The organism is Raoultibacter timonensis (genome assembly GCF_022845715.1).
In the GTDB taxonomy this organism is placed as follows: Bacteria; Actinomycetota; Coriobacteriia; order Coriobacteriales; family Eggerthellaceae; genus Raoultibacter; species Raoultibacter timonensis.
Genome location: NZ_AP025564.1, coordinates 1,996,752 through 2,016,143, shown reverse-complemented (window position 1 = coordinate 2,016,143; position 19,392 = coordinate 1,996,752). Strand labels below are relative to the sequence as shown.

Below are 19,392 nucleotides of genomic sequence, written 5' to 3'. Positions count from 1 at the left end.
GGGTCCATGCTGGGCGCCAAGGGGCCGTCGTCGGAGGCTTGAAGCGCCTCAGTTCACGGCTTGGCGAAGAATCTCAACCGTTAGAGAAAGGGAGTTCGCACATGGCTGGTGTAAACGTCAAGAGCGAAATCAAACCCTTGAAGCAGGTGCTGCTTCACCGACCGGGAAAGGAGCTTTTGAACCTCACGCCGAATACGCTCGAAGAGCTGCTGTTCGACGACATCCCGTTTCTGAAAGTCGCCCAGGAGGAGCATGACGCCTTCGCGCAGGCGCTTCGCGACAACGGCGTCGAGGTGTACTACCTCGAAGACCTGACCGCCGACGTGCTCGAAGCCGATCCGGCGCTTCGCGAGCAGTTTCTCAGGCAGTGGATCGAAGAGGCCGGCATCCGCACCGACCGCTATCAGAAGATCATCTTCGACTACATGCAGGAAAACTATCCCAATGCGTTGGACTTCGTGCTCAAGACCATGGAGGGCATCAACCTTGCCGAGCTGCACACCGACAAATCGAACTCGCTCGTGGACCTCGTGAGCGAATCCTCGAAGATGGTGATCGCACCCATGCCGAACCTCTACTTCACCCGCGACCCGTTCGCTATGATCGGCAACGGCGTTTCCATCAACAGGATGTACTCGGTCACCCGCAACCGCGAGACCATCTACGGCGAGTACATCTTCGCGCATCATCCGCTGCTCAAGGGCACGCCCGAGTACTACAGCCGTTACAACACCTTCCACATCGAAGGCGGCGACATCCTGAACCTCAACGACCACGTGCTCGCCATCGGCATCTCCCAGCGCACCGAGCCCGATGCGATCGACGCCATCGCAAAGAACATCTTCGGCGATCCCACGAGCCCGATCGACACGATCCTCGCGTTCAACATTCCGAACTCGCGCGCGTTCATGCACCTCGATACGGTGTTCACGCAGATCGACACCGATAAGTTCACCATCCACCCCGGCATCATGGGGCCGCTCACCGTGTTCGAGATCACGCCCGAGGGCGAAGGCATCAAGGTGCGCGAGATGAACGATACGCTCGAAACCGTCCTCGAGACCTACCTGGGGCTGCCCGTCGAACTCATCCCCTGCGGCGGCGGCGACCGCATCGCAGCCGAGCGCGAACAGTGGAACGACGGCTCGAATACGCTCTGCATCGCTCCGGGCACCATCGTGGTGTACGAGCGCAACGACGTGACGAACAAAGTGCTCAAGGACAAGGGGCTCAAGGTGATCGAGGTTCCCTCCGCCGAGCTCTCGCGCGGCCGTGGCGGCCCGCGCTGCATGAGCATGCCCATCTGGCGCGAAGACTAGATCATACGGCTTTAAGACGGTGCCGGATTCGACGGATGCGTTGGTCCGGCACCGCTCGTTATCGGACGATTCTTGGAAGGGATGCACATGGAAGAACAGAAGAAACAGGGCATCGGCCTGTTCGGGCTGATCGGCATGGTGGTCAGCTCGTGCATCGGTTCGGGCGTATTCGCCATCACCGGGCAGCTCGCACAGGTCGCTGCGCCCGGCAGCGCGCTCATCGCCTGGGGCATCGTCGGCTTCGGGTTCATGATGCTCGCGCTCTCGCTCGCGAACCTCGGCGCCAAGCGCCCCGACCTCCACGGCATATTCCAATACGCCGAAGAAGGCTTCGGACCGTTCGCTGGATTCCTTTCCGGCTGGGGGTACTGGCTCTCGGCGTGGCTCGGCAACGTCGCGTTCGCCACGATGATGATGTCGACGGTCGGGTATTTCTTCCCCTCTTTCTTGCCCGGCAACACGATCCCCTGCATAGCCGTGGCCTCGGTCATCATGTGGCTGCTCACCCTGCTCGTCATCCGCGGGGTTGAAAGCGCGTCGTTCCTGAACGCCATCGTCATGGTGTGCAAGGTCGCTTCGATCGCGGTGTTCATCGCGTTCACGCTGTTCCTGTTCAACGCGAACGTGTTCACCGCCGACTTCTGGGGCATGCTCCAGAACAACATGGCGGCCATGGGCGAGCTCGGAGGCGAGGCGGTCGGGATCGGCAGCATCGGGGAGCAGGTGACGAACTGCCTCATCATACTCATGTGGACGTTCGTGGGAATAGAGGGCGCAACCGTCATGTCGTCTCGCGCACGGCGCAAGAGCGATGTGGGAAAGGCCACCGTCATCGGCCTTATCTGTCTGCTCGCCATCTACGTCTGCGCGTCGGTGCTCCCCTACGGCTACATGCCCTACACCGAGATCGCAGCCATGAACTACCCCGCCATGCTCTACGTGTTCGAGTCGATGGCGCCCGGCTGGGGCGGTGCGTTCGTATCCATCGCCATCATCATCTCGGTCATGGGCTCGTGGCTTTCCTTCACGATCCTGCCCGCCGAGACCACCTCGGACATGGCCGAGCGCAAGCTTCTGCCCGCAGCCTGGGGCAAGCTTAACGCCAAGCGCGCGCCGCAGTTCAGCCTGCTTCTGGTGGGCGCGTGCACGCAGGTGTTCATGCTCACGCTCCTCTTCTCCGCCGACGCGTACAACTTCGCGTTCTCGCTGTGCACCGTGGCCATCGTGATCACGTGGACCATGGCGGCGGCCTACCAGGTGAAGTACTCGGCCGAGAACAGGCAGACCGGCCAGATGATCATCGGCATCGTAGCCGTCGCCTTCCAGGTTATCGGCGTGCTGTTCAACGGCTGGTCGTTTTTGCTGCTCACGTGCGTCGGCTACGTCCCCGGATTCCTCGTGTACGCAAAGGCGCGCAAAGATCAGGGGCGCGGTCTCACGAACCCCGAGAAGATCGGCATGGGCACCATCACCGCGCTCGGCGTGCTCTCGCTCGTACTGCTCGCGCTGGGCGTCATCAGCTTCTAAGTTCCTTGCATCTTCTGCTACGGCGGCGTACGGTTGAGCTGCCTCGAAAGGAGTACCGTTATGAACATAGCCACGATCGGCGTCGAAGACTGGCTCAACGTGTGGGAGAAAAGCGCCACTTACGACATCGCGCAATCCACCATCTCTTCGATGACCATGGACGAGATCCTCGCGCTCGACGAGCATGAGGGCGCCGATTTCTACGAGCGCCTCGGCAGAGAGAAGATGAACTACGGATGGATCGAAGGCTCCCCCGAATTCAAGGTCGAGGTATCGAAGCTCTACCGCTCGGTCGATCCCGACAACATCCTCCAGACCAACGGGGCCACCGGCGCGAATCTGCTCGCCTTGCTCGCACTCGTGGAGCCGGGCGATCACGTCATCGCCGAATACCCCACTTATCAGCCGCTCTACGAGATCCCGCGCACGCTCGGAGCAGAGGTCGAGTACTGGCACATCCGCCAGGAGCACGGCTGGAACCCCGACGTCGAGGAGCTCAAGCGCCTCGTGCGCCCCGACACGAAGCTCATATGCATCAACAACGCGAGCAACCCCCTCGGCACCGTGCTTTCCGCCGACATGCTCGAGGAAATCGTCGAAATCGCCCGTTCGGTCGGCGCCTACGTGCTCTCCGACGAGGTGTACCTGCCGCTTGAGGACACCGAATCGTATCGCTCGATGGCCGACCTCTACGAAAGGGCCGTGGTTACCAACAGCCTCTCGAAGACCTACTCGGTTCCCGGCGCCCGCATCGGTTGGACCGTTTCCAACAAGGAGCTCGCCGACCGGTTCCGCGTGTACCGCGACTACACCATGATCTGCGACGGCGTATTCAACGACGCGCTCGCCGTGCACGTGCTCAGGAACAAAGAGAAGGTGCTCGATCGCAACCGCGCCATCGTTGAGAACAACCTGGCCATTGCCCAGGCGTGGGTCGACGGCGAGCCGCGGGTGAGCTGGGTCGCGCCCAAAGCGGTTTCAACCTCCTACATCCAGCTCGATATCCCCATCGACGATGAGCGGTTCTGCATCGACCTGCTGCGCGACTACGGCGTGCTGCTCGTGCCGGGCAGCAGATTCGAGCTCCCTTGCGGAGCCCGCCTCGGATACTGCGCCGCAGAAACGACGCTGCGCGAGGGTCTCGATCGTTTGAGCCGGGCGCTGCGCCGATTCGACTAGCACACGCAACGAAGGCGCCCCGAACGCTACCGGGTTTCAAACCGGACCTCGTTCGGGGCGCCTTCGCATGGACGGGCTCTATTTCTCGATGAACCGCGCCGCCCGATCGAGTACGATATCGGCGATCTCGCTTTTCGCGAGCCGAGGCACGTCGAGCACGCCGTCGGCGCTCACGAGCCACACCTTGTTGTCGTCGGTGCCGAAGCCGAGGCTTCCCCCCACATCGTTCGCAACGATCATGTCGGCATTCTTTTTCGAAAGCTTGACCTGAGCGTTCTCTATCACATCATCGGTTTCGGCTGCAAACCCAACCACCACCTGGGAAGTTTTCGCGTTGCCGAGCGTCGAGAGGATATCGGGGTTCTCGACAAGCTCGATCGTCGAGAGCTCGGCGTCGGCAGCTCCCTTTTTGAGTTTTCGAGAAGCGGGATTCTTCGGCCTCATATCGCTGACCGCAGCCGCGAACACGGCGATGTCGCAACGGGCGAACGCCTCCTCTGCCGCAGCGAGCATTTCCCTTGCGCTTTCAACGGCAACCGTGCGCACGCCTCGGGGGGCGTCAAGCGCCGTAGGACCCGATACGAGCGTGACTTCCGCTCCGCGCAACGCGGCCGCCTGGGCGATCGCATATCCCATCTTGCCCGAAGATCGGTTCGTAAGGTAGCGAACCGGATCGATGGCCTCGACGGTCGGGCCCGCGGTTACTAGCACCCGCTTCCCCTGAAGGTCCCGCTCGACACCCAGCACGCGAAGCGTCCGATCGACGATCTCGTCAACATCGGCCAATCGGCCCCTTCCCGCTTCGCCGCAGGCAAGGTAGCCGTCGCCCGCCTCGATGAAGTGCGTGCCGCGGGTATGGAGCACGCCCATGTTCTTGCGCGTTGCCGGGTTCTCGTACATATGCACGTTCATTGCGGGAGCGATGATCAAAGGGACCGTCAACGCGAGCGCCGTTGTAGTGAGCAGATCGTCGGCGATGCCGCACGCCAGCTTTGCGAGCACGTTCGCCGTGCAGGGCGCGATGAGCATCGCGTCGGCTTCCTGAGCGAGCGATATGTGGTGTATGGGATCTCCCGGCTCGTCGAACAACCTGACTGCAACCGGTTCGCGCGTAAGCGCTCGAAACGTCGTGGGGCCGATGAATTCGCACGCGTGCTCGGTCATCACCACCTTGACGCGGACCCCCGCTTTCTGAAGCCCCCTCACGATCTCGGCCGACTTGTAGGCGGCAATGCACCCCGTCACGCCGAGTAGGACGGTCTTCTGGGCGCATTCCGACCGGCGCGACCCGTCCGCTGCTCTATCCATCGATGCGCTCCTTAACATAAGGGATCGTTACGTCGAAGAGCACTTTCGCATGCGCCTTGCTGCGATCGAGGCACGGCACGTATACGAAATCGCCATCTCCGATCGGATTTCCCGCTTCCCGCGCCTTCTCTTCGTAGAACGGCTTGAGTTCGGCTCCGATGTCGTAGATCGTCTCAAGGCAGTCGACTGCGAATCCGGGGCAGACGAAGAACACACGCCCTTCCCTTGCCTCGGCCCAGCGGGCGAGCACCTCGGTCGTGTAGGGCGAAAGCCACTCGCGGCCCTTGTCGAAGCGGCATTGGTATCCGATGGTCCAGCGCTTGCGATCGATCCCGAGCTCGCTTGCGATCTGGAGGCTCGACGCACCGGTCTGCAGCTCGTAGGTGTCCCCCGCCTCGATATCCTTCAGGGGAATCGAGTGGAACGAGAGCAGCAGCTGATCGTCGGATTCGGGATCGAATCCCGCATGTTTGATCGAAGCGGCGAGGGCCTTTATGTACATCGGATTATCGTGATAGTTGTCGATGAAATCGTAGGTTCCCTTCCAGCCTGTCTTCTTTACGGCTCGCTCGACGCCGTCGTGAACCGAACCGGTCGTCGAATGCGCGCTCTGGGGGTACAGCGGAAGCACGACCACGTGGCTGCAGCCTTCGCCGGCGAGATCTTTGAAGGCCGATTGTATGCTCGGATCGCTGTAGCTCATCGCGTGGCGCACGACGACGTCGCCGTAGCCGCCCTCGGCGAACGCGGCGGAGAGCCCGTGCACGAGCTTCTCGTGGGCGATGGTGAAGGGCGATCCTTCCTCGGTCCAGATCTGCTCGTATTTCGCGCCGCTTTTGCGACCGCGCACCGGCAGGATGCACAAATGCACGATGAGCCACCAGCAGACCCTGTTCATCGGGGCTATTCTTTTATCCAAGAGAAACTTACCCAGGTACTTACGCACTGCTTTCGGCTTCGGGGAAGAGGGGGTTCCCGTATTCACCAACAACACGCCGCATCGAGTATGCGCCGGCATATTTCCATCACTCCTGCCCATTCGGTAAGTTGAAACGAAACCGTCATGTAGGTTCACGAACAATCTAGTATACTCTAGCCTCGTATCAAGGCAATAGGAGCGCAGGGATGGGAAAGCAAACGGAAAAAACGGGTTCCCGCCAAACCATGGCGAGCGAAGAAAAGGCACAGGACCCCGAGTCCGGCACATCCCGCACGCCCCCGTCTTCGCAGGCAAGCGAGGATGGGCAGCGAATACCGGACGACGGACCACTCGGCACATCGGCCGATGTGCCGAGCCGCGAAGCGCCGAAGGCGGCGGGGAAAGAATCGCCCCTCGTCCAGTTCGCCAGCGAACTCAAAGCCCAGGTGTTCCATAACCAAGGGTTTCTCAAGATCGACTATTTCACGATGTTCTGGCTGTTCGTGGCCGGATCGGTATTCGGCCTGACTGTCGAAACGGTCTACCACGCCATCGTGTTCGGCGGATGGGAGAGCCGAGCCGGCCTCGTATGGGGGCCGTTCTCCCCTATCTACGGCACAGGTGCGGTGCTGCTCACGCTGTTCCTCAACCGCTATTATCACTCTCACAACCTTGTAATATTCCTCATCTCGATGGTGGTGGGCTCGGCGATCGAGTACGTGACCAGCTGGGGCATGGAAACGTTTTGGGGCGCGATCGCTTGGGATTACACGGGCACCTTCGGCAGCATCCAGGGCAGGACCAACTTTTTCTTCGGGATGATGTGGGGCATGCTCGGACTCGTGTGGGTCCGCATCATCATGCCCGTCGTGAAGCGCGTGTTCTCCCATATCGATTCGAAGAACAGGATCGCCCGCATCGCCACCGTGCTCATGACGCTGTTCATGGCAGCGAACATCGCCTGCACGTGTTTGGCCCTCGACCGGGAAAGCCAGCGCATGGCGGGCATCCCCGCAACCGATCCCATCCAGAAGTTCTGCGACGACGTGTTCCCCGACAGTTTTCTCCAAGCGCGATTTCAGAACATGACGGTCACGGCTAAGAAATAGCCGGAGGCCGAACCGCTGCGGCCTAAAAGGTACCTGGGCGCTCTCCGGGTCGAGACGACCGAGCGAACTCCGGCGACGACGTCGCACGCCGCACGCAGGTTTCGGCTATCGCAGCGACCCTTTCCCGATTGCGGCACATGCCGTTTCGCCTGCTTCGGTTCTCCCCCGAGAACGATCGGAGATCGATTCGAGTGCGCGAGCCAGATCTGCGGGCAGACCATCGACGAATTCGAGGTCCTCGCCCGTTGCGGGATGGGTGAATGCGAGGCGATAGGAATGGAGGAACTGCCTCGTCAAGCCGAGCTGCATTGCGGCCGATCCGCTTCCGTACACGGGATCGCCCACACAGGCATGCTTGATGTAGTTCATATGCACGCGTATCTGATGCGTCCTTCCGGTGAAGAGCTTGCAGTCGACGAGCGTGTACCCGTCGTCCTTCGGTCCCGCGTCGAAGCGCTCGAGCACGGTAAACGTCGTAATCGAGTCGCGGGCCGAAGCGGAATCGCTGACCGCCATGCGCGTGCGCTCGCGATCGGCACGCGCTATGGGAGCGTCGATCATCCCCGTATCGTGCGGGATGACGCCCTGTACGAGCGCCAGATAATGCCGATCGACGATGCGGTCGCGGATGTCGTCCATGAGGCTTTGGCCCACCTCGTCGGTCTTGGCGGCGAGCATGAGGCCGCTCGTATCGCGATCGAGCCGGTGGACGATGCCGAGGCGGTCGCGCTCCCCCTGAACGTTGCAGAGGCTGTCGGCTCCGCAATGGTAGATGAGGGCGTTCACGAGCGTTCCGTCGAAGTGATCGGGCGACGGGTGGCATACCAGTCCGACCTGCTTCGACAAAACGATGAGGTAGTCGTCTTCGTAGCGGATGTCGAGATCGATCGGCTGCCCGACCAGGTGCGTTCGGGGAGCCTCTTCGTATACCTCGTAGACGATCGTATCGCCCGCGCAGACCGCCGCCTTCTTCGCAAGCGATTCGCCGTTGACGAAGACGCGGCCTTCCTCGATGGCTTTGACCGCTGCCGACCTGCTCGGATACAGCTTTCGGGCGGCAGCGAGGGCGTCGAGGCGCATCCCGTCGTCTTCGGGGGCGACGATATGGACGAGTGAACGCGCCATCAGGCCGCAGGCCCTTTCCCGTCGTCGCCTCGATCGGCCTTCTCCCCATCGTCCCCAAGTGCCGTCGTTGCGGCAGCGCGAAGGTCGGCTTTTCTCCACGCGTAGAGCATGCTGGCGATGAATACGACGAAACCGCACGTGACGCCGATATCGGCGACGTTGAACACGGGGAAATCGATGAACGTGAAATCGACGAAGTCAACCACATAGCCGAGCGTGAAACGGTCGAGCGCGTTGCCGATGCCCCCCGCGAACACGAGGGCGAGGCCGATGATCTGACCTGCGTTCATGTCCTTCGAAGCAATGACGAGGTACGCGACGAGCGCGATGCAGACGACGATCGACATGATGCCGAGAGCGAACGTCGAATCGCCGAACATCCCCCATGCGGCACCGGTGTTGTGAACGAGCCTGAAACGAAACAGCCCTGCAATCGGATCGCCTATCACATCACCCGGTGCAAACGACGTGTTAAAGTAGCTTTTGGTCGCCACGTCGACGGCAAGCCACACGGCCGCCAAACAAGCGAACAAGAGCGCCGCACGTCCGCGTCCGCATTCCTTCGGAGATTTCGCCGAAGGCTTTGCGGAAGGCTCGGTCTGGGTCTCTGTCGGGGTTTGCTCCACGGCGCTATTCCTTGTAGCCGATGGCGTCGAGCGCATCGCCGCAGCGCTTGCACACATCCGGGTGGTTCGGGTTGCCGCCGAGCTCGCGGTAGTTCCAGCAGCGCGGGCATTTCTCTCCGTGTGCGCGGCCGATGCGCACGGAGAGCTCGTCGCCCTCGACGAACGTGACCTGCGATACGATGAACAGCTCCTCGAACACCTCGGGTGCGAACCGCTCGGTATAGTCGAGCACCGAGCGCGGTGCGGTGATCTCGATGGACGCCTCTTGGCTCTTGTTGATCTCCTTGGCGCCGCGCGCCTCCTCGAGCGCCTTCATGGCCACCTCGCGCACGCCGAGCACGACGCCGAACGCCTCGGAGACATGCTCGGCTCCCCCTGCGGGAACGGCCGGCATGAAGTCGCTGTCCTCGGGCCAGCCCGCGAGCTGCACGCTCTGCGGATGCCCGTTCTCGGAGCGCAGGCCTTGAGGGTAGCTCTCCCACACCTCGTCGGTCGTGAAGGACAGGATGGGGGCGAGCACGCGCACGAGCACCTCGAGGATGTTCATGAGCACGGTCTGGGCGCCGCGGCGCAGCAGCGAATCGGGTGCCTCGGAGTACAGGCGGTCCTTGAGCGCGTCCATGTAGACGGCCGAGAGGTCGCTCACGATGTAGTCGTACACGGCTCGGTACACCAGGTGGTATTTGTAGGCGTCGTAGGCCGCCTCGACGTCGTGCAGCAGGTGCTGCACGCGCACGAGCGCCCACTGGTCGAGCGGCGAGAGGTCGCCCCACGAGGCGACCGCATCGCTGCGGTAGTCGAAGTCGGCGAGGTTGCCGAGCAAAAACCTGAACGTGTTGCGGATGCGGCGGTAGGCCTCGCTCGTGCGATCGAGTATCTCGTCGCCGATGTTCACGTCCTGCGAGTAATCGACGCTCGCAACCCACAGGCGCAGCACGTCGGCGCCGCTCTTGGCCATGACGTCGGCCGGATCGATGCCGTTGCCCGCCGATTTCGACATCTTCTTGCCCTCGGCGTCCATCGTGAATCCGCAGTGCATGACCGATTTGTACGGAGCTGCCCCGTAGGCCCCCACGCTCGTGAGGATGGAGGACTGGAACCACCCGCGATGCTGGTCGGAGCCCTCGAGGTACATGTCCGCCGGGAAGGTGAGGCCCTCGTCTGCGCGGTAGCGGCACACGCTCGTATGGCTCACGCCGCTCTCCCACCACACGTCGAGGATGTCCTTCTCGGGAACGAGCTCGTGGGAGCCGCACACCTCGCACGCGACGCTCTTGGGCAAATACTCGCTCGGATCCTTCGTGAACCACGCGTCGGCTCCCTCGGTTCGAAAGAGCTCGATCACCGCGTCGAACGTCTCCTCGGTGGCCACGGTGCTGTTGCACTTGGCGCACTTGAATACGGGGATCGGCACGCCCCACGAACGTTGGCGCGAGATGCACCAGTCGGGACGGTCGGCCACCATCGAGCCGATGCGGTTCGAGGCCCATTCGGGAATCCATGTGACGTCGTTCTCGATGACGCGCATGGTGTTCTCGCGCAGGCCGGTTTTGTCCATCGAGACGAACCACTGGTCGGTTGCGCGGAAGATCACGGGCTTGTGGCAGCGCCAGCAATGGGGGTAGCTGTGCGTGATGCTCTTCTCGGCGACGAGCGTTCCCTGCTCGCGCAGCCACTCGATGATGACGGGATTCGCCTCGTCGGTATCGAGCCCCGCGAACTGGCCCGCCTCGTCGGTAAAGCGCCCGTTGTCGTCGACGGGCATGAGCAGCGGGATGTCGAATTCGATGGCTACGAGGTAGTCGTCCTGGCCGTGGCCCGGTGCGGTATGGACCGCGCCGGTGCCGGTGTCGAGCGTCACGTGGTCGCCGTAGATCACGGTACCCTTGAGGTCCTGGCGAACGGGAGCGGTATAGGTGAGGCCGTAGAGCTCGCGGCCTTTCAGGGCAACGGGTTCGCCGTCGGCACCGGAAACGATGCGGTAGGTATCCCAGCCCGCCGTCTCAGCCACCTGCTCGACGAGGTCGAGGGCCATGAGGAGGTAGCTCCCGTCGACTTCGACCATCACGTAATCGGCATCGGGGGCTAAGCTCACCGCCGTGTTGGCGGGAAGCGTCCAGGGCGTGGTGGTCCAGATGAGCACGTAAGCGTCCGCATCGACGCCGGCAGCCTCGAAGACGCCCGGAACCGTGTCGAGCTTGAACTTGACGTAGATGGAGGGCGACGTCTCGTCGCTGTACTCGATTTCGGCCTCGGCGAGGGCGGTATGGCAGCTTTTGCACCAATGGATGGGCTTGCGGCCCCGGTAGATCGCGCCGTCGAGGTACATCTTCTTGAATATCTCGACGTTGCCCGCCTCGTATCCGGGCGTGAACGTGAGGTACGGATGGTCCCAATCGGCGTTGACGCCGAGGCGCTTGAAGCCTTCGCGCTGCACGTCGACGTACTTCTCGGCCCACTCGCGGCACAGGCGGCGCAGGGTCGGTTGGTCGATGGCGGCCATCTTGTCGGGGCCGAGCGTCACCTCGACCATATGCTCGATGGGCTGGCCGTGGCAGTCCCACCCCGGGATGTAGGGCGTATAGAAACCGCGCTGGGCATGGCTTTTTATCACGAAATCCTTGAGGATCTTGTTGAACGCGTGTCCGATATGGATCGGACCGTTCGCGTACGGGGGGCCGTCGTGCAGAACGAAGGGTTCGCCGTCTTTGTTCTTCTCGAGCACCTTCCAGTACAGGTCGGCCTCCTCCCACTTCGCCAAGCGCTTCGGCTCGTTTTCGGGCAGATTCGCGCGCATGGCAAAATCGGTTTTGGGCAGATTCATCGTTTCCTTGTAGCTGTTTCCCACGCCGTCTCCTCAGGTTATCGTATTCACTCGGGCCAGCGGCCCGGATAATCGCATCAAACTTGAACATTATAGGGGAATTTCCTCATTTCCCCCGTGCCTTACGATACTTTTCAAAATTGTGACATACGGGGTCGTACGAGAATGTTTATACTGGCTCAGGACACAATTTAACGACAAGCATGATTCGAGGTGACCCATGGGCTTTGAAATCGTTACCGATTCGAGCTGCAATCTCTTAGAGGATATGATCGACGACTTCGGTCTCCATATTCTTCCGCTCACGTTCATGATCGATGGCGAGCAGTACCAAAGCTATCTCAAAGGCGAACGAACCGATCTGAAGCAGTTCTACACCATGATGCGCGAGGGAAAGGTCATCACCACCTCCCTGCCGAACCTCGCCGATTCCGAAAAGCTCTTCAGGAACCTGCTCGAAGAAGGGCAGGACATACTCTATCTGGGATTCTCCAGCGGGCTTTCCGGAACCTACGAGGCGATCGACCTTCTGTTGAAGGATCTGAAGAACGAGTTCCCCGAGCGCACGATCCGCTCGGTCGAAACGCTGGCGGCATCGGGCGGCCAAGGGCTGCTCGTGTATTACGCGGTGCAGAAGAAACGCGAGGGAATGGACATCGACGGGGTCGCGGAATGGGTGAAGGACAACCGCCTTCGCCTCGCCCACTGGTTCACGGTCGACGACCTCATGTTCTTGTTCCGCGGGGGCCGTGTTTCGAAAACGAGCGCGTGGGCCGGAACCATGCTCAACATCAAGCCCGTGATGCACGTTGACGACGAGGGCCACCTCATCCCGATGGAGAAGGTTCGCGGGCGCAAGAAGTCGCTCAACGCGTTGGTCGACCACATGAGGAAATCGGCCGTCGAACCGATTTCCGAGCAGGTCGTGTTCATCACGCACGGCGACTGCATCGAGGATGCGGAGTACGTTGCCGGCAAAGTACGCGAGGAGTTCGGCGTGGGCGAAGTCCACATCAACTACGTGGACCCGGTCATCGGAGCCCACTCGGGTCCCGGCACGCTCGCACTGTTCTTCCTGGCAGACAGGCGCTGATCGAGCGCCGGGCCGAATCGAATCGATGCCCCCGACCGCCGTTGAGCGGTCGGGGGCTTTTTTACATGATCGGCTGCGCATGCGGTCGCGCGAGGCAAGCGGCTTGCGCTCGGGGAACGAACCGGCGCCCACTGGCGACGATCGTGTTCGCCGGGGCGCATGCGCAGGAAGGAGGCTCGCGTACGGCTGGGCTACTAGCGCCTGCCGATGATGATCTCACGGAGCGCGGAGAGCAGTTTCTCGTTGTCCTCTCGGCTCCGTACGCCGACGCAGAAGTACTTGCCGCCGGTGATCCCGGGCATCCCCTCGAGCTTTCTCACGAGGAAACCCGCAAGCTGCAGGCGCAGCACGAGCTCGGAGGTGTTTGCAACCGCCAGATCCATCGGCGCCGCGTTGTCGAACGAGCACATGACGAAGTTCGCTTCGGCCGGGAATATCTGAATGCCGGGGATGAGGTTGAGCATGCACTGCATCCACGGGATCTCGGTATCGAGGAACTCGCGCGTTCGCTCGAGGTAATCGGCCGATTCGCCGTACACGTGCGCCCCAACGACCTCGGCGAACATGGAGAGGCCCGAATTGTCGAAGAAGCGCTCTATCTGGGCGATCGTATCGGGATGGGCGATGCAGTAGCTGATCGGAACGCCGGGCATGGCGAACGCCGACGAGAGCGACCGTATCACGATGAGGTTGCGGTAGCGGTCGGTCAGGGAGATCATGCTCTCGCCGCCGAGGGTGAGCTCGATGAGGCTTTCGTCTACGACCACCCACGAGCATGCCTCCAGGTAATTGACCAGCGTCTGCTTGGGCAGCAGGCGGCTTGTCGGGTACGTGGGGTTAGCGAGCACCGCAGCATCGAACTTCAAACCGTTATCGTGCGCCGCGTGCACGTCGGGAACGACGAACGCATGCGGGGTGGAAAGCTCGACAACGTCGTGGCCCGCATTGGCAACGGCCAGCATGAACTCGGCTGCCGCAGGCGACACGACGCCCACCGAGCAGGGGCGGTACGTTTGCGCAACCGAGCGGACCATATCGCTTACCGAAGTGCCGCACAGAAACGATTCGGGGGCAACGCCGAACTTCCGCGCAAGCGTTGCACGGAACGTATGGGCGCTGCGGTCGGGCATATAGCTCAATTCGCCGTCGACGAGCGCTGTGTGCATCGCCCGGATGAACGATTTGGGTGTACCGAGGGGGTTTGCCGTTCCCGAAAAGTCGACCCAGTTCATCTCGGTTCGAAGCTCGTAGGGCAACGACAGGGGCTTCTCGGGCTGCGCCGTCGTGGCGTCGCGAACGCCCGAACGAGCGTTGAACCCAAACAAAGCCGACATGTCTTTCTCCCTCCGTACCGTGCGACGCGACGATCCCCGTCGCGGGGTAACCAATCCTAGCACAATTCAAGCGCCTTATGCCCGACATGTTAGACTATGAACACCATGTATCGCACACACGGACATAACGTCGGCGGCGAGGGGCCGCAAGTCGATGCCGCCGGGCAGCTTCCCGCTTGGCACGGCTCGGCGATCCTGCTTGTCGACCTCGATGCGTTTTTCGCTTCGGTCGAGCAGCTCGACCATCCCGGATGGCGCGGCAAGCCCGTCATCGTCGGCGGCGACCCCGACAAGCGAGGCGTCGTTTCGACCGCATCCTACGAGGCGCGCGTCTACGGCGTGCGCAGCGCGATGCCGTCCTCGCAGGCCGCACGCCTGTGCCCCGATGCGATATGGACGCACGGGCACTACAGCCGCTACCGTGCGATGTCGAAGCGCATCATGGAAATACTCCTCGACGAGAGCCCTCGCATACAACAGGTGAGCATCGACGAGGCGTTCCTCGACATCTCCCCCACCGCACACGTTGCCGAGCACCCCATCCTCGTTGCCCAGCGCATCCAGAAGCGCGTTTCCGAACTGGGTGTAACCTGCTCGATCGGCCTCGGCACAACCAAGACGATCGCCAAGATCGCCTCCGACATGGATAAGCCCCAGGGCCTTACGATCGTGTACCCCGGACGCGAGAAGGATTTCTTAAGCCCTTTGCCCATCCGCACGATGAGCGGCATCGGACCCGCTGCCGAAAAGGAGCTCACCGCGCACGGCGTCCGCACGCTCGGAGAGCTCGCCAAGGCCGACGAGTCCCTGCTCAAGCATATCTTCGGGAAAAACGCCGAGATGATCATGGCGCGGGCCAACGGCGGCGATCTTACGCCGGTCTCCGACGACGACCCCGTCAAGTCGGTATCCAACGAGACGAGCTTTGCCGAAGACCTCTCGACGGTCGAGGATGTGGAGGCGGGCATCGCCACGATGGCGTCGAAGGTGGGCAGGCGCCTGCGCAAGAAGGGCATGCGCGGGCATACGGTCAGTTTGAAACTGCGGTTTTCGGACCGCAGCGTCAGAAGCGTGCAGAGAAGGCTCGACGAACCGACCGACGACGACCTGTTCTTCACCCCCCTGTTGTACCGAATGGCACGTGAGATCTGGGAGCCGGGCATTCCCGTTCGGTTGATCGGCGTGGGCATGGCGGGTTTCGATGGCGAAGGGCCGGTGCAGGGGGCGCTGTTCGACGTTTCGCAGGAGGCCCCGAGCGACGACGACGTGAAGCCCGTCATTGCAGACGATGAAAAACGCAGCGGACTGCTCGCCGCAACCGATAAGGTCAAAGACCGGTTCGGCGACGCAGCCGTCAGATTCGGGCGCGAGATTGCGATGGAGCGCCGAACCACTGGATCGGGTTCGAAGAACTCCTCCGACTACAAATGAGCCCGGCCGAAGCCGGGCTTTAATCGAACGGTGTGAATCCGGCGCCTATACGGTGGGTGCTTCCGCCCGAAAACCGAGGCCGGGCGCCGCGAGGTGCTGCGTCAATTGAATTTGAAAATCTTCTGGGCCATGCGGTATCCCGTCAGGCCGATGCGCCTTCCGAACTCGGTGGGAAGGTTCGTTCCCATGTTCAGCACGCTGCGCCTGATGCGGCGGTACAGCGTCTCGTTGCTGTCCTTGAGGTACATCCAGATCTCCTCGCGCTTGTCTTCCGACTCGTCGGTGTTTTGCATGCGCAGGAAAATGGAGCAGATGCACATCATCATGGACAGGTAGTTCTCCATGTAATGCTCGAGGCGCCTATCCGAGACGTCGTCGGGAAGACGGACCGAGTCGATCATGACGCGCGTGACGCGAAGCTGCTGATCGATGCGCGACATCATGACGCTCTCGTTGACGCTCTGATCCTCGCGTCCGATGAAGTACCGGTACATGTCGACATCGCGGTAGTACATCGTCTTCACATGCGGAAGCGGAACGTACACGAAGATGTTGTCGACGTAGAAGGTGTGCTCGGGAAGCTTCAGATCGATGTCGCGCAGCAGCTCCGTTCGGTAGATGACCGAATGCATGAGCAGGTACTGGCTTTGGGAGAAGTGCCCGACGTCCTCCCACCCGAACTCCTTGCTTTCGGGAAACACGTTGCGGTAGTGCATGATGGTCCGCTTGCCCTCGTGCACCTTCTCGTACACGTAATTCCCTATCACCATATCGGTAGGGTTCTCGCGCGTCGCCTGCTCGCGCAGATAGGCCATGATCTCGCGCATGGCGGCCTCGTCGAGCCAGTCGTCGGAGTCGACCACCTTGTAGTACAGGCCGGTTGCCGCGGCCAGCCCCGCATTCACCGCAGAACCGTGTCCGCCGTTCTCTTTGTGGATCGCCTTGATGATGCCGGGATGACGCGCTTGCCATTCATCGGCTTTCTCGGCCGTGTCGTCCTTCGTCGACCCGTCGTTGACGATGAGGATCTCGATATCGTCGCCGCATTTCATAATCGACTCGATGCAGACGTCCATGTACGATGCGGAGTTGTAGCACGGTATCGCAAACGTTATTGTCTTCATAGCCATACCGCCGACTACTCTTCGCCGACGAGTTCGTCGGCGAGCGCGAGCGCACGGCCGATGATGACGTCCATGTTGTAGTAGCGGTACTCGGCGAGCCGTCCGAGCGGATGGAAGTTGTCGAGGCCGCTCGTCAGCTTGAGGTAGCGATCGTAATGCGCGGCGTTCTCTTCGTTGATGATCGCGTAATACGGGATCTGCGTCTTCGGGTCGTCGTAGGAATGGGAGTATTCCTTCATGATCGTCGTCTTGGGATGATCTTGCCCCGTCAGGTATTTGAACTCGGTGATGCGCGTATAATCCTCGGTTACAGTGAAATTGACCGTGCCGCACGGAAGCACGTGATCGGCATCGTGGGTCTCGTAGACGAAGTCGAGGCTGCGGTACGGAAGCCTGCCGAACCGCGAGAGGAAAAGCTCGTCGAGCGGGCCGGTGTAGACGATGGGCCCGGTGATCGCCACGTCCTTGATGGAGATGGCGCAAAGCGGCGCGTTCTCGTCGTCGCTCTCGAACTCGAGATCGAAAACGCTCTCGGCCTCGGTCTCGAGGCATACGTCGATGAACTCGTGGTCGAGCATGTTCTCGAACACCGCCGTGTAGCCGTCGGCGGGCATTCCCTGGTAGGCGTCCTGGAAGTAGCGGTTGTCGCGCGAAACGAACACGGGCACGCGCGCGGTTACGCTCGGATCGACCTCTTCGGGCGTGAGGCCCCATTGCTTCTGGGTGTAGTACAGAAACACGTTCTTGTAGATGAAGTCGGCGATCTCGGAAAGCTCCGGATCGTCTTGGGCGCGCAGCTCGTTGATGGTCACCTTGCGTTCGTCGCCGAACGTTTCGATGAGCTTGTCGATGAGGCGGGCGGCCTTCTCCTCGCCGTAGACGATCTCCATGGAGTTCTTGTTGAACGGAACGGGCATGTACGTGCCGTACCAATCGGCGAGCACCTCGTGTTCGTAATCGCGCCACTCGGTGAAGCGCCTGATGTACTCGAAAGCGCGCTTGTCGTTGGTATGGAAGATATGCGGCCCGTAACGGTGGACGAGGATGCCGCTCTCATCGAGCTCATCGTGCATGTTGCCGCCGATATGCGCCCGCTTCTCCACGATCAGCACGCGCTTGCCCGCCCGTTCGGCAAGCTCCCGAGCCACGACGGCACCCGCAAAACCGCTTCCCACGACAACCGCATCGTAGTCGGCGACGTCGAGCTCCTTTAAACTGCGCACCTGTACACCCATGTGAACCCTTCCTTTTGGAAATGCATGAGACGAAGCGGCGCCCCGGCTCATTTCCGCCGATGCAGCGCGGCTTGCTATTGTCCTGCATATTCTGCCGAGAAACCATTTTACCGTGAGACATTGCACCTCGTCCCATTATCATATAATTTGGACAAATCGAGAAAGGACGGATTACCAACATGGGATCATTCATCGAAACCATCCTTGCGAAGGCTGCATCCGATAAGCAGACCATCGTGTTGCCCGAGGGAGACGACGAGCGGACGCTTAAAGCAGCCGAGGCAATCTTGGCCGACGATATCGCCGATTTGGTGATCCTCGGGAACGCCGAAGCGATCAACGCGAGTTCCTACAACCTCGAAGGCGCTGCCGTAGTCGATCCGCGCACCGCCCCCGAACGCGCCGAATTCGCCTCCGCGCTCTACGAGCTTCGCAAGGCGAAGGGCATGACCGAAGAGCAGGCGCTCGAACTCATGGACAACGTACTGTACTTCGGCAACATGATGGTGAAGCTCGGCCGCGCCGACGGCATGGTGTGCGGTGCCTGCCACTCCACCTCAGACGTGCTGCGCGCTTCGCTCCAGATCCTGAAAACCGCACCCGGCGTTCGTCTCGTGAGCGCGTTCTTCATCATGATCGTCCCCGATTGCGAATACGGCGACAACGGCGTGTTCCTGTTCGCCGACTCCGGCCTCGAGATCCAGCCCGATTCCGAACGGCTCGCGAACATCGCGGTGAGCTCGGCCGGGTCGTGGAAGACGCTCATCGGCACCGAACCCGTCGTCGCCATGCTCTCCCACTCGACCTACGGATCCGCTTCGGCGAACGCCGACCGCGACAAGGTCATCGAGGCGACCGAAATAGCCCGGGAGCTCGCACCCGGTGTCGCCATCGACGGGGAGCTGCAGCTCGATGCCGCCATCGTGCCCTCGGTGGGCGCGTCGAAGGCACCCGAATCGACGGTTGCGGGCAGGGCCAACGTCCTTATCTTCCCCGACCTCGATGCCGGAAACATCGGCTACAAGCTCGTGCAGCGCCTTGCGAAGGCCGAAGCCTACGGCCCCATCACCCAAGGCCTTGCCGCGCCGGTGAACGACCTGTCCCGCGGCTGCTCGGCCGAGGACATCGTCGGCGTGATCGGAATCACCTGCGTGCAATCCCAGGCGAAGAAGGCGGCGAACTGACACCATCCGCGCGAGCGCTTCGCAGCGCTGTAGCGAAGAAAAAGCGACCCCGATG

15 protein-coding genes are annotated in these 19,392 nt (G+C 61.5%); 7 read left to right on the top strand and 8 right to left on the bottom strand.

Annotated elements, in window-relative coordinates:
* The first annotated feature begins 101 nt into the window (after window positions 1-101).
* From arcA to MWL89_RS08195, 3 genes are all read left to right on the top strand, one after another.
* A complete protein-coding gene (arcA, locus tag MWL89_RS08205; protein ID WP_102378155.1) occupies window positions 102-1,319 on the top strand; it encodes an arginine deiminase in 1,218 nt (405 codons plus the stop codon).
* 87 nt (window positions 1,320-1,406) lie between these two features.
* Complete coding sequence (locus tag MWL89_RS08200) at window positions 1,407-2,846, top strand: basic amino acid/polyamine antiporter (protein WP_244385677.1); 1,440 nt, start codon at window positions 1,407-1,409, stop codon at window positions 2,844-2,846.
* A 60-nt stretch (window positions 2,847-2,906) separates the two neighbouring features.
* Complete coding sequence (locus MWL89_RS08195) at window positions 2,907-4,025, top strand: aminotransferase (protein ID WP_244385676.1); 1,119 nt, start codon at window positions 2,907-2,909, stop codon at window positions 4,023-4,025.
* Between the two features lie 78 nt (window positions 4,026-4,103).
* Here MWL89_RS08195 and coaBC read toward each other — a convergent pair whose 3' ends face one another.
* A complete protein-coding gene (coaBC, locus tag MWL89_RS08190) occupies window positions 4,104-5,333 on the bottom strand; it encodes a bifunctional phosphopantothenoylcysteine decarboxylase/phosphopantothenate--cysteine ligase CoaBC (RefSeq protein WP_244385675.1) in 1,230 nt (409 codons plus the stop codon).
* The gene (gene hemH, locus MWL89_RS08185) at window positions 5,326-6,351 is read right to left on the bottom strand and encodes a ferrochelatase (RefSeq protein WP_102378159.1); all 1,026 of its coding nucleotides are present in this window, start codon (window positions 6,349-6,351) and stop codon (window positions 5,326-5,328) included. The genes coaBC and hemH overlap by 8 nt, the downstream gene beginning before the upstream one ends.
* 107 nt (window positions 6,352-6,458) lie before the next feature.
* On the opposite strand from hemH, the gene MWL89_RS08180 reads away from it, so the two are divergent.
* Window positions 6,459-7,361: a putative ABC transporter permease gene (locus MWL89_RS08180; protein ID WP_244385674.1), complete on the top strand. Its 903-nt coding sequence runs from the start codon at window positions 6,459-6,461 to the stop codon at window positions 7,359-7,361.
* A 105-nt stretch (window positions 7,362-7,466) separates the two neighbouring features.
* On the opposite strand, the gene MWL89_RS08175 is transcribed toward MWL89_RS08180, so the two are convergent.
* From MWL89_RS08175 to ileS, 3 genes are read right to left on the bottom strand one after another with little or no spacing between them, the layout of a single operon-like run.
* On the bottom strand, window positions 7,467-8,486 hold the full coding sequence (locus MWL89_RS08175; protein WP_244412569.1) for an RluA family pseudouridine synthase: 1,020 nt from the start codon (window positions 8,484-8,486) through the stop codon (window positions 7,467-7,469).
* Window positions 8,486-9,112 (bottom strand): signal peptidase II, encoded by a 627-nt coding sequence (gene lspA, locus MWL89_RS08170; protein ID WP_244412568.1) that lies wholly within the window; start codon window positions 9,110-9,112, stop codon window positions 8,486-8,488. The genes MWL89_RS08175 and lspA overlap by 1 nt, the downstream gene beginning before the upstream one ends.
* Before the next feature lie 4 nt (window positions 9,113-9,116).
* Entirely contained in the window at window positions 9,117-11,960 is a 2,844-nt protein-coding gene (gene ileS / locus MWL89_RS08165; RefSeq protein WP_244412567.1) for an isoleucine--tRNA ligase, read from the bottom strand.
* 196 nt (window positions 11,961-12,156) lie between these two features.
* Between ileS and MWL89_RS08160 the strand changes: the two genes are divergently transcribed.
* Complete coding sequence (locus tag MWL89_RS08160) at window positions 12,157-13,029, top strand: DegV family protein (RefSeq protein ID WP_102378164.1); 873 nt, start codon at window positions 12,157-12,159, stop codon at window positions 13,027-13,029.
* A 194-nt stretch (window positions 13,030-13,223) separates the two neighbouring features.
* Here MWL89_RS08160 and MWL89_RS08155 read toward each other — a convergent pair whose 3' ends face one another.
* Entirely contained in the window at window positions 13,224-14,363 is a 1,140-nt protein-coding gene (locus MWL89_RS08155; protein WP_102378165.1) for a pyridoxal phosphate-dependent aminotransferase, read from the bottom strand.
* Between the two features lie 105 nt (window positions 14,364-14,468).
* Here MWL89_RS08155 and dinB point away from each other — a divergent pair, with 105 nt between their 5' ends.
* Complete coding sequence (gene dinB, locus MWL89_RS08150) at window positions 14,469-15,794, top strand: DNA polymerase IV (RefSeq protein ID WP_244412566.1); 1,326 nt, start codon at window positions 14,469-14,471, stop codon at window positions 15,792-15,794.
* Window positions 15,795-15,895: 101 nt separating this feature from the next.
* On the opposite strand, the gene MWL89_RS08145 is transcribed toward dinB, so the two are convergent.
* Both MWL89_RS08145 and glf read right to left on the bottom strand, forming a co-directional pair.
* Window positions 15,896-16,924 (bottom strand): glycosyltransferase family 2 protein, encoded by a 1,029-nt coding sequence (locus MWL89_RS08145; RefSeq protein ID WP_482124269.1) that lies wholly within the window; start codon window positions 16,922-16,924, stop codon window positions 15,896-15,898.
* An 8-nt stretch (window positions 16,925-16,932) separates the two neighbouring features.
* Window positions 16,933-18,153, bottom strand: a complete 1,221-nt coding sequence (gene glf, locus MWL89_RS08140) for a UDP-galactopyranose mutase (RefSeq protein WP_244412565.1) — start codon at window positions 18,151-18,153, stop codon at window positions 16,933-16,935.
* Window positions 18,154-18,332: 179 nt separating this feature from the next.
* On the opposite strand from glf, the gene pta reads away from it, so the two are divergent.
* A complete protein-coding gene (gene pta, locus MWL89_RS08135) occupies window positions 18,333-19,337 on the top strand; it encodes a phosphate acetyltransferase (protein WP_244412564.1) in 1,005 nt (334 codons plus the stop codon).
* Window positions 19,338-19,392 lie beyond the last annotated feature (55 nt).

Coding starts and splice junctions, on each gene's coding strand:
- arcA (WP_102378155.1), top strand. CDS start 102: ATGGCTGGTGTAAACGTCAAGAGCGAAATCAAACCCTTGAAGCAGGTG.
- MWL89_RS08200 (WP_244385677.1), top strand. CDS start 1,407: ATGGAAGAACAGAAGAAACAGGGCATCGGCCTGTTCGGGCTGATCGGC.
- MWL89_RS08195 (WP_244385676.1), top strand. CDS start 2,907: ATGAACATAGCCACGATCGGCGTCGAAGACTGGCTCAACGTGTGGGAG.
- coaBC (WP_244385675.1), bottom strand. CDS start 5,333: ATGGATAGAGCAGCGGACGGGTCGCGCCGGTCGGAATGCGCCCAGAAG.
- hemH (WP_102378159.1), bottom strand. CDS start 6,351: ATGCCGGCGCATACTCGATGCGGCGTGTTGTTGGTGAATACGGGAACC.
- MWL89_RS08180 (WP_244385674.1), top strand. CDS start 6,459: ATGGGAAAGCAAACGGAAAAAACGGGTTCCCGCCAAACCATGGCGAGC.
- MWL89_RS08175 (WP_244412569.1), bottom strand. CDS start 8,486: ATGGCGCGTTCACTCGTCCATATCGTCGCCCCCGAAGACGACGGGATG.
- MWL89_RS08160 (WP_102378164.1), top strand. CDS start 12,157: ATGGGCTTTGAAATCGTTACCGATTCGAGCTGCAATCTCTTAGAGGAT.
- MWL89_RS08155 (WP_102378165.1), bottom strand. CDS start 14,363: ATGTCGGCTTTGTTTGGGTTCAACGCTCGTTCGGGCGTTCGCGACGCC.
- dinB (WP_244412566.1), top strand. CDS start 14,469: ATGTATCGCACACACGGACATAACGTCGGCGGCGAGGGGCCGCAAGTC.
- MWL89_RS08145 (WP_482124269.1), bottom strand. CDS start 16,924: ATGGCTATGAAGACAATAACGTTTGCGATACCGTGCTACAACTCCGCA.
- glf (WP_244412565.1), bottom strand. CDS start 18,153: ATGGGTGTACAGGTGCGCAGTTTAAAGGAGCTCGACGTCGCCGACTAC.
- pta (WP_244412564.1), top strand. CDS start 18,333: ATGGGATCATTCATCGAAACCATCCTTGCGAAGGCTGCATCCGATAAG.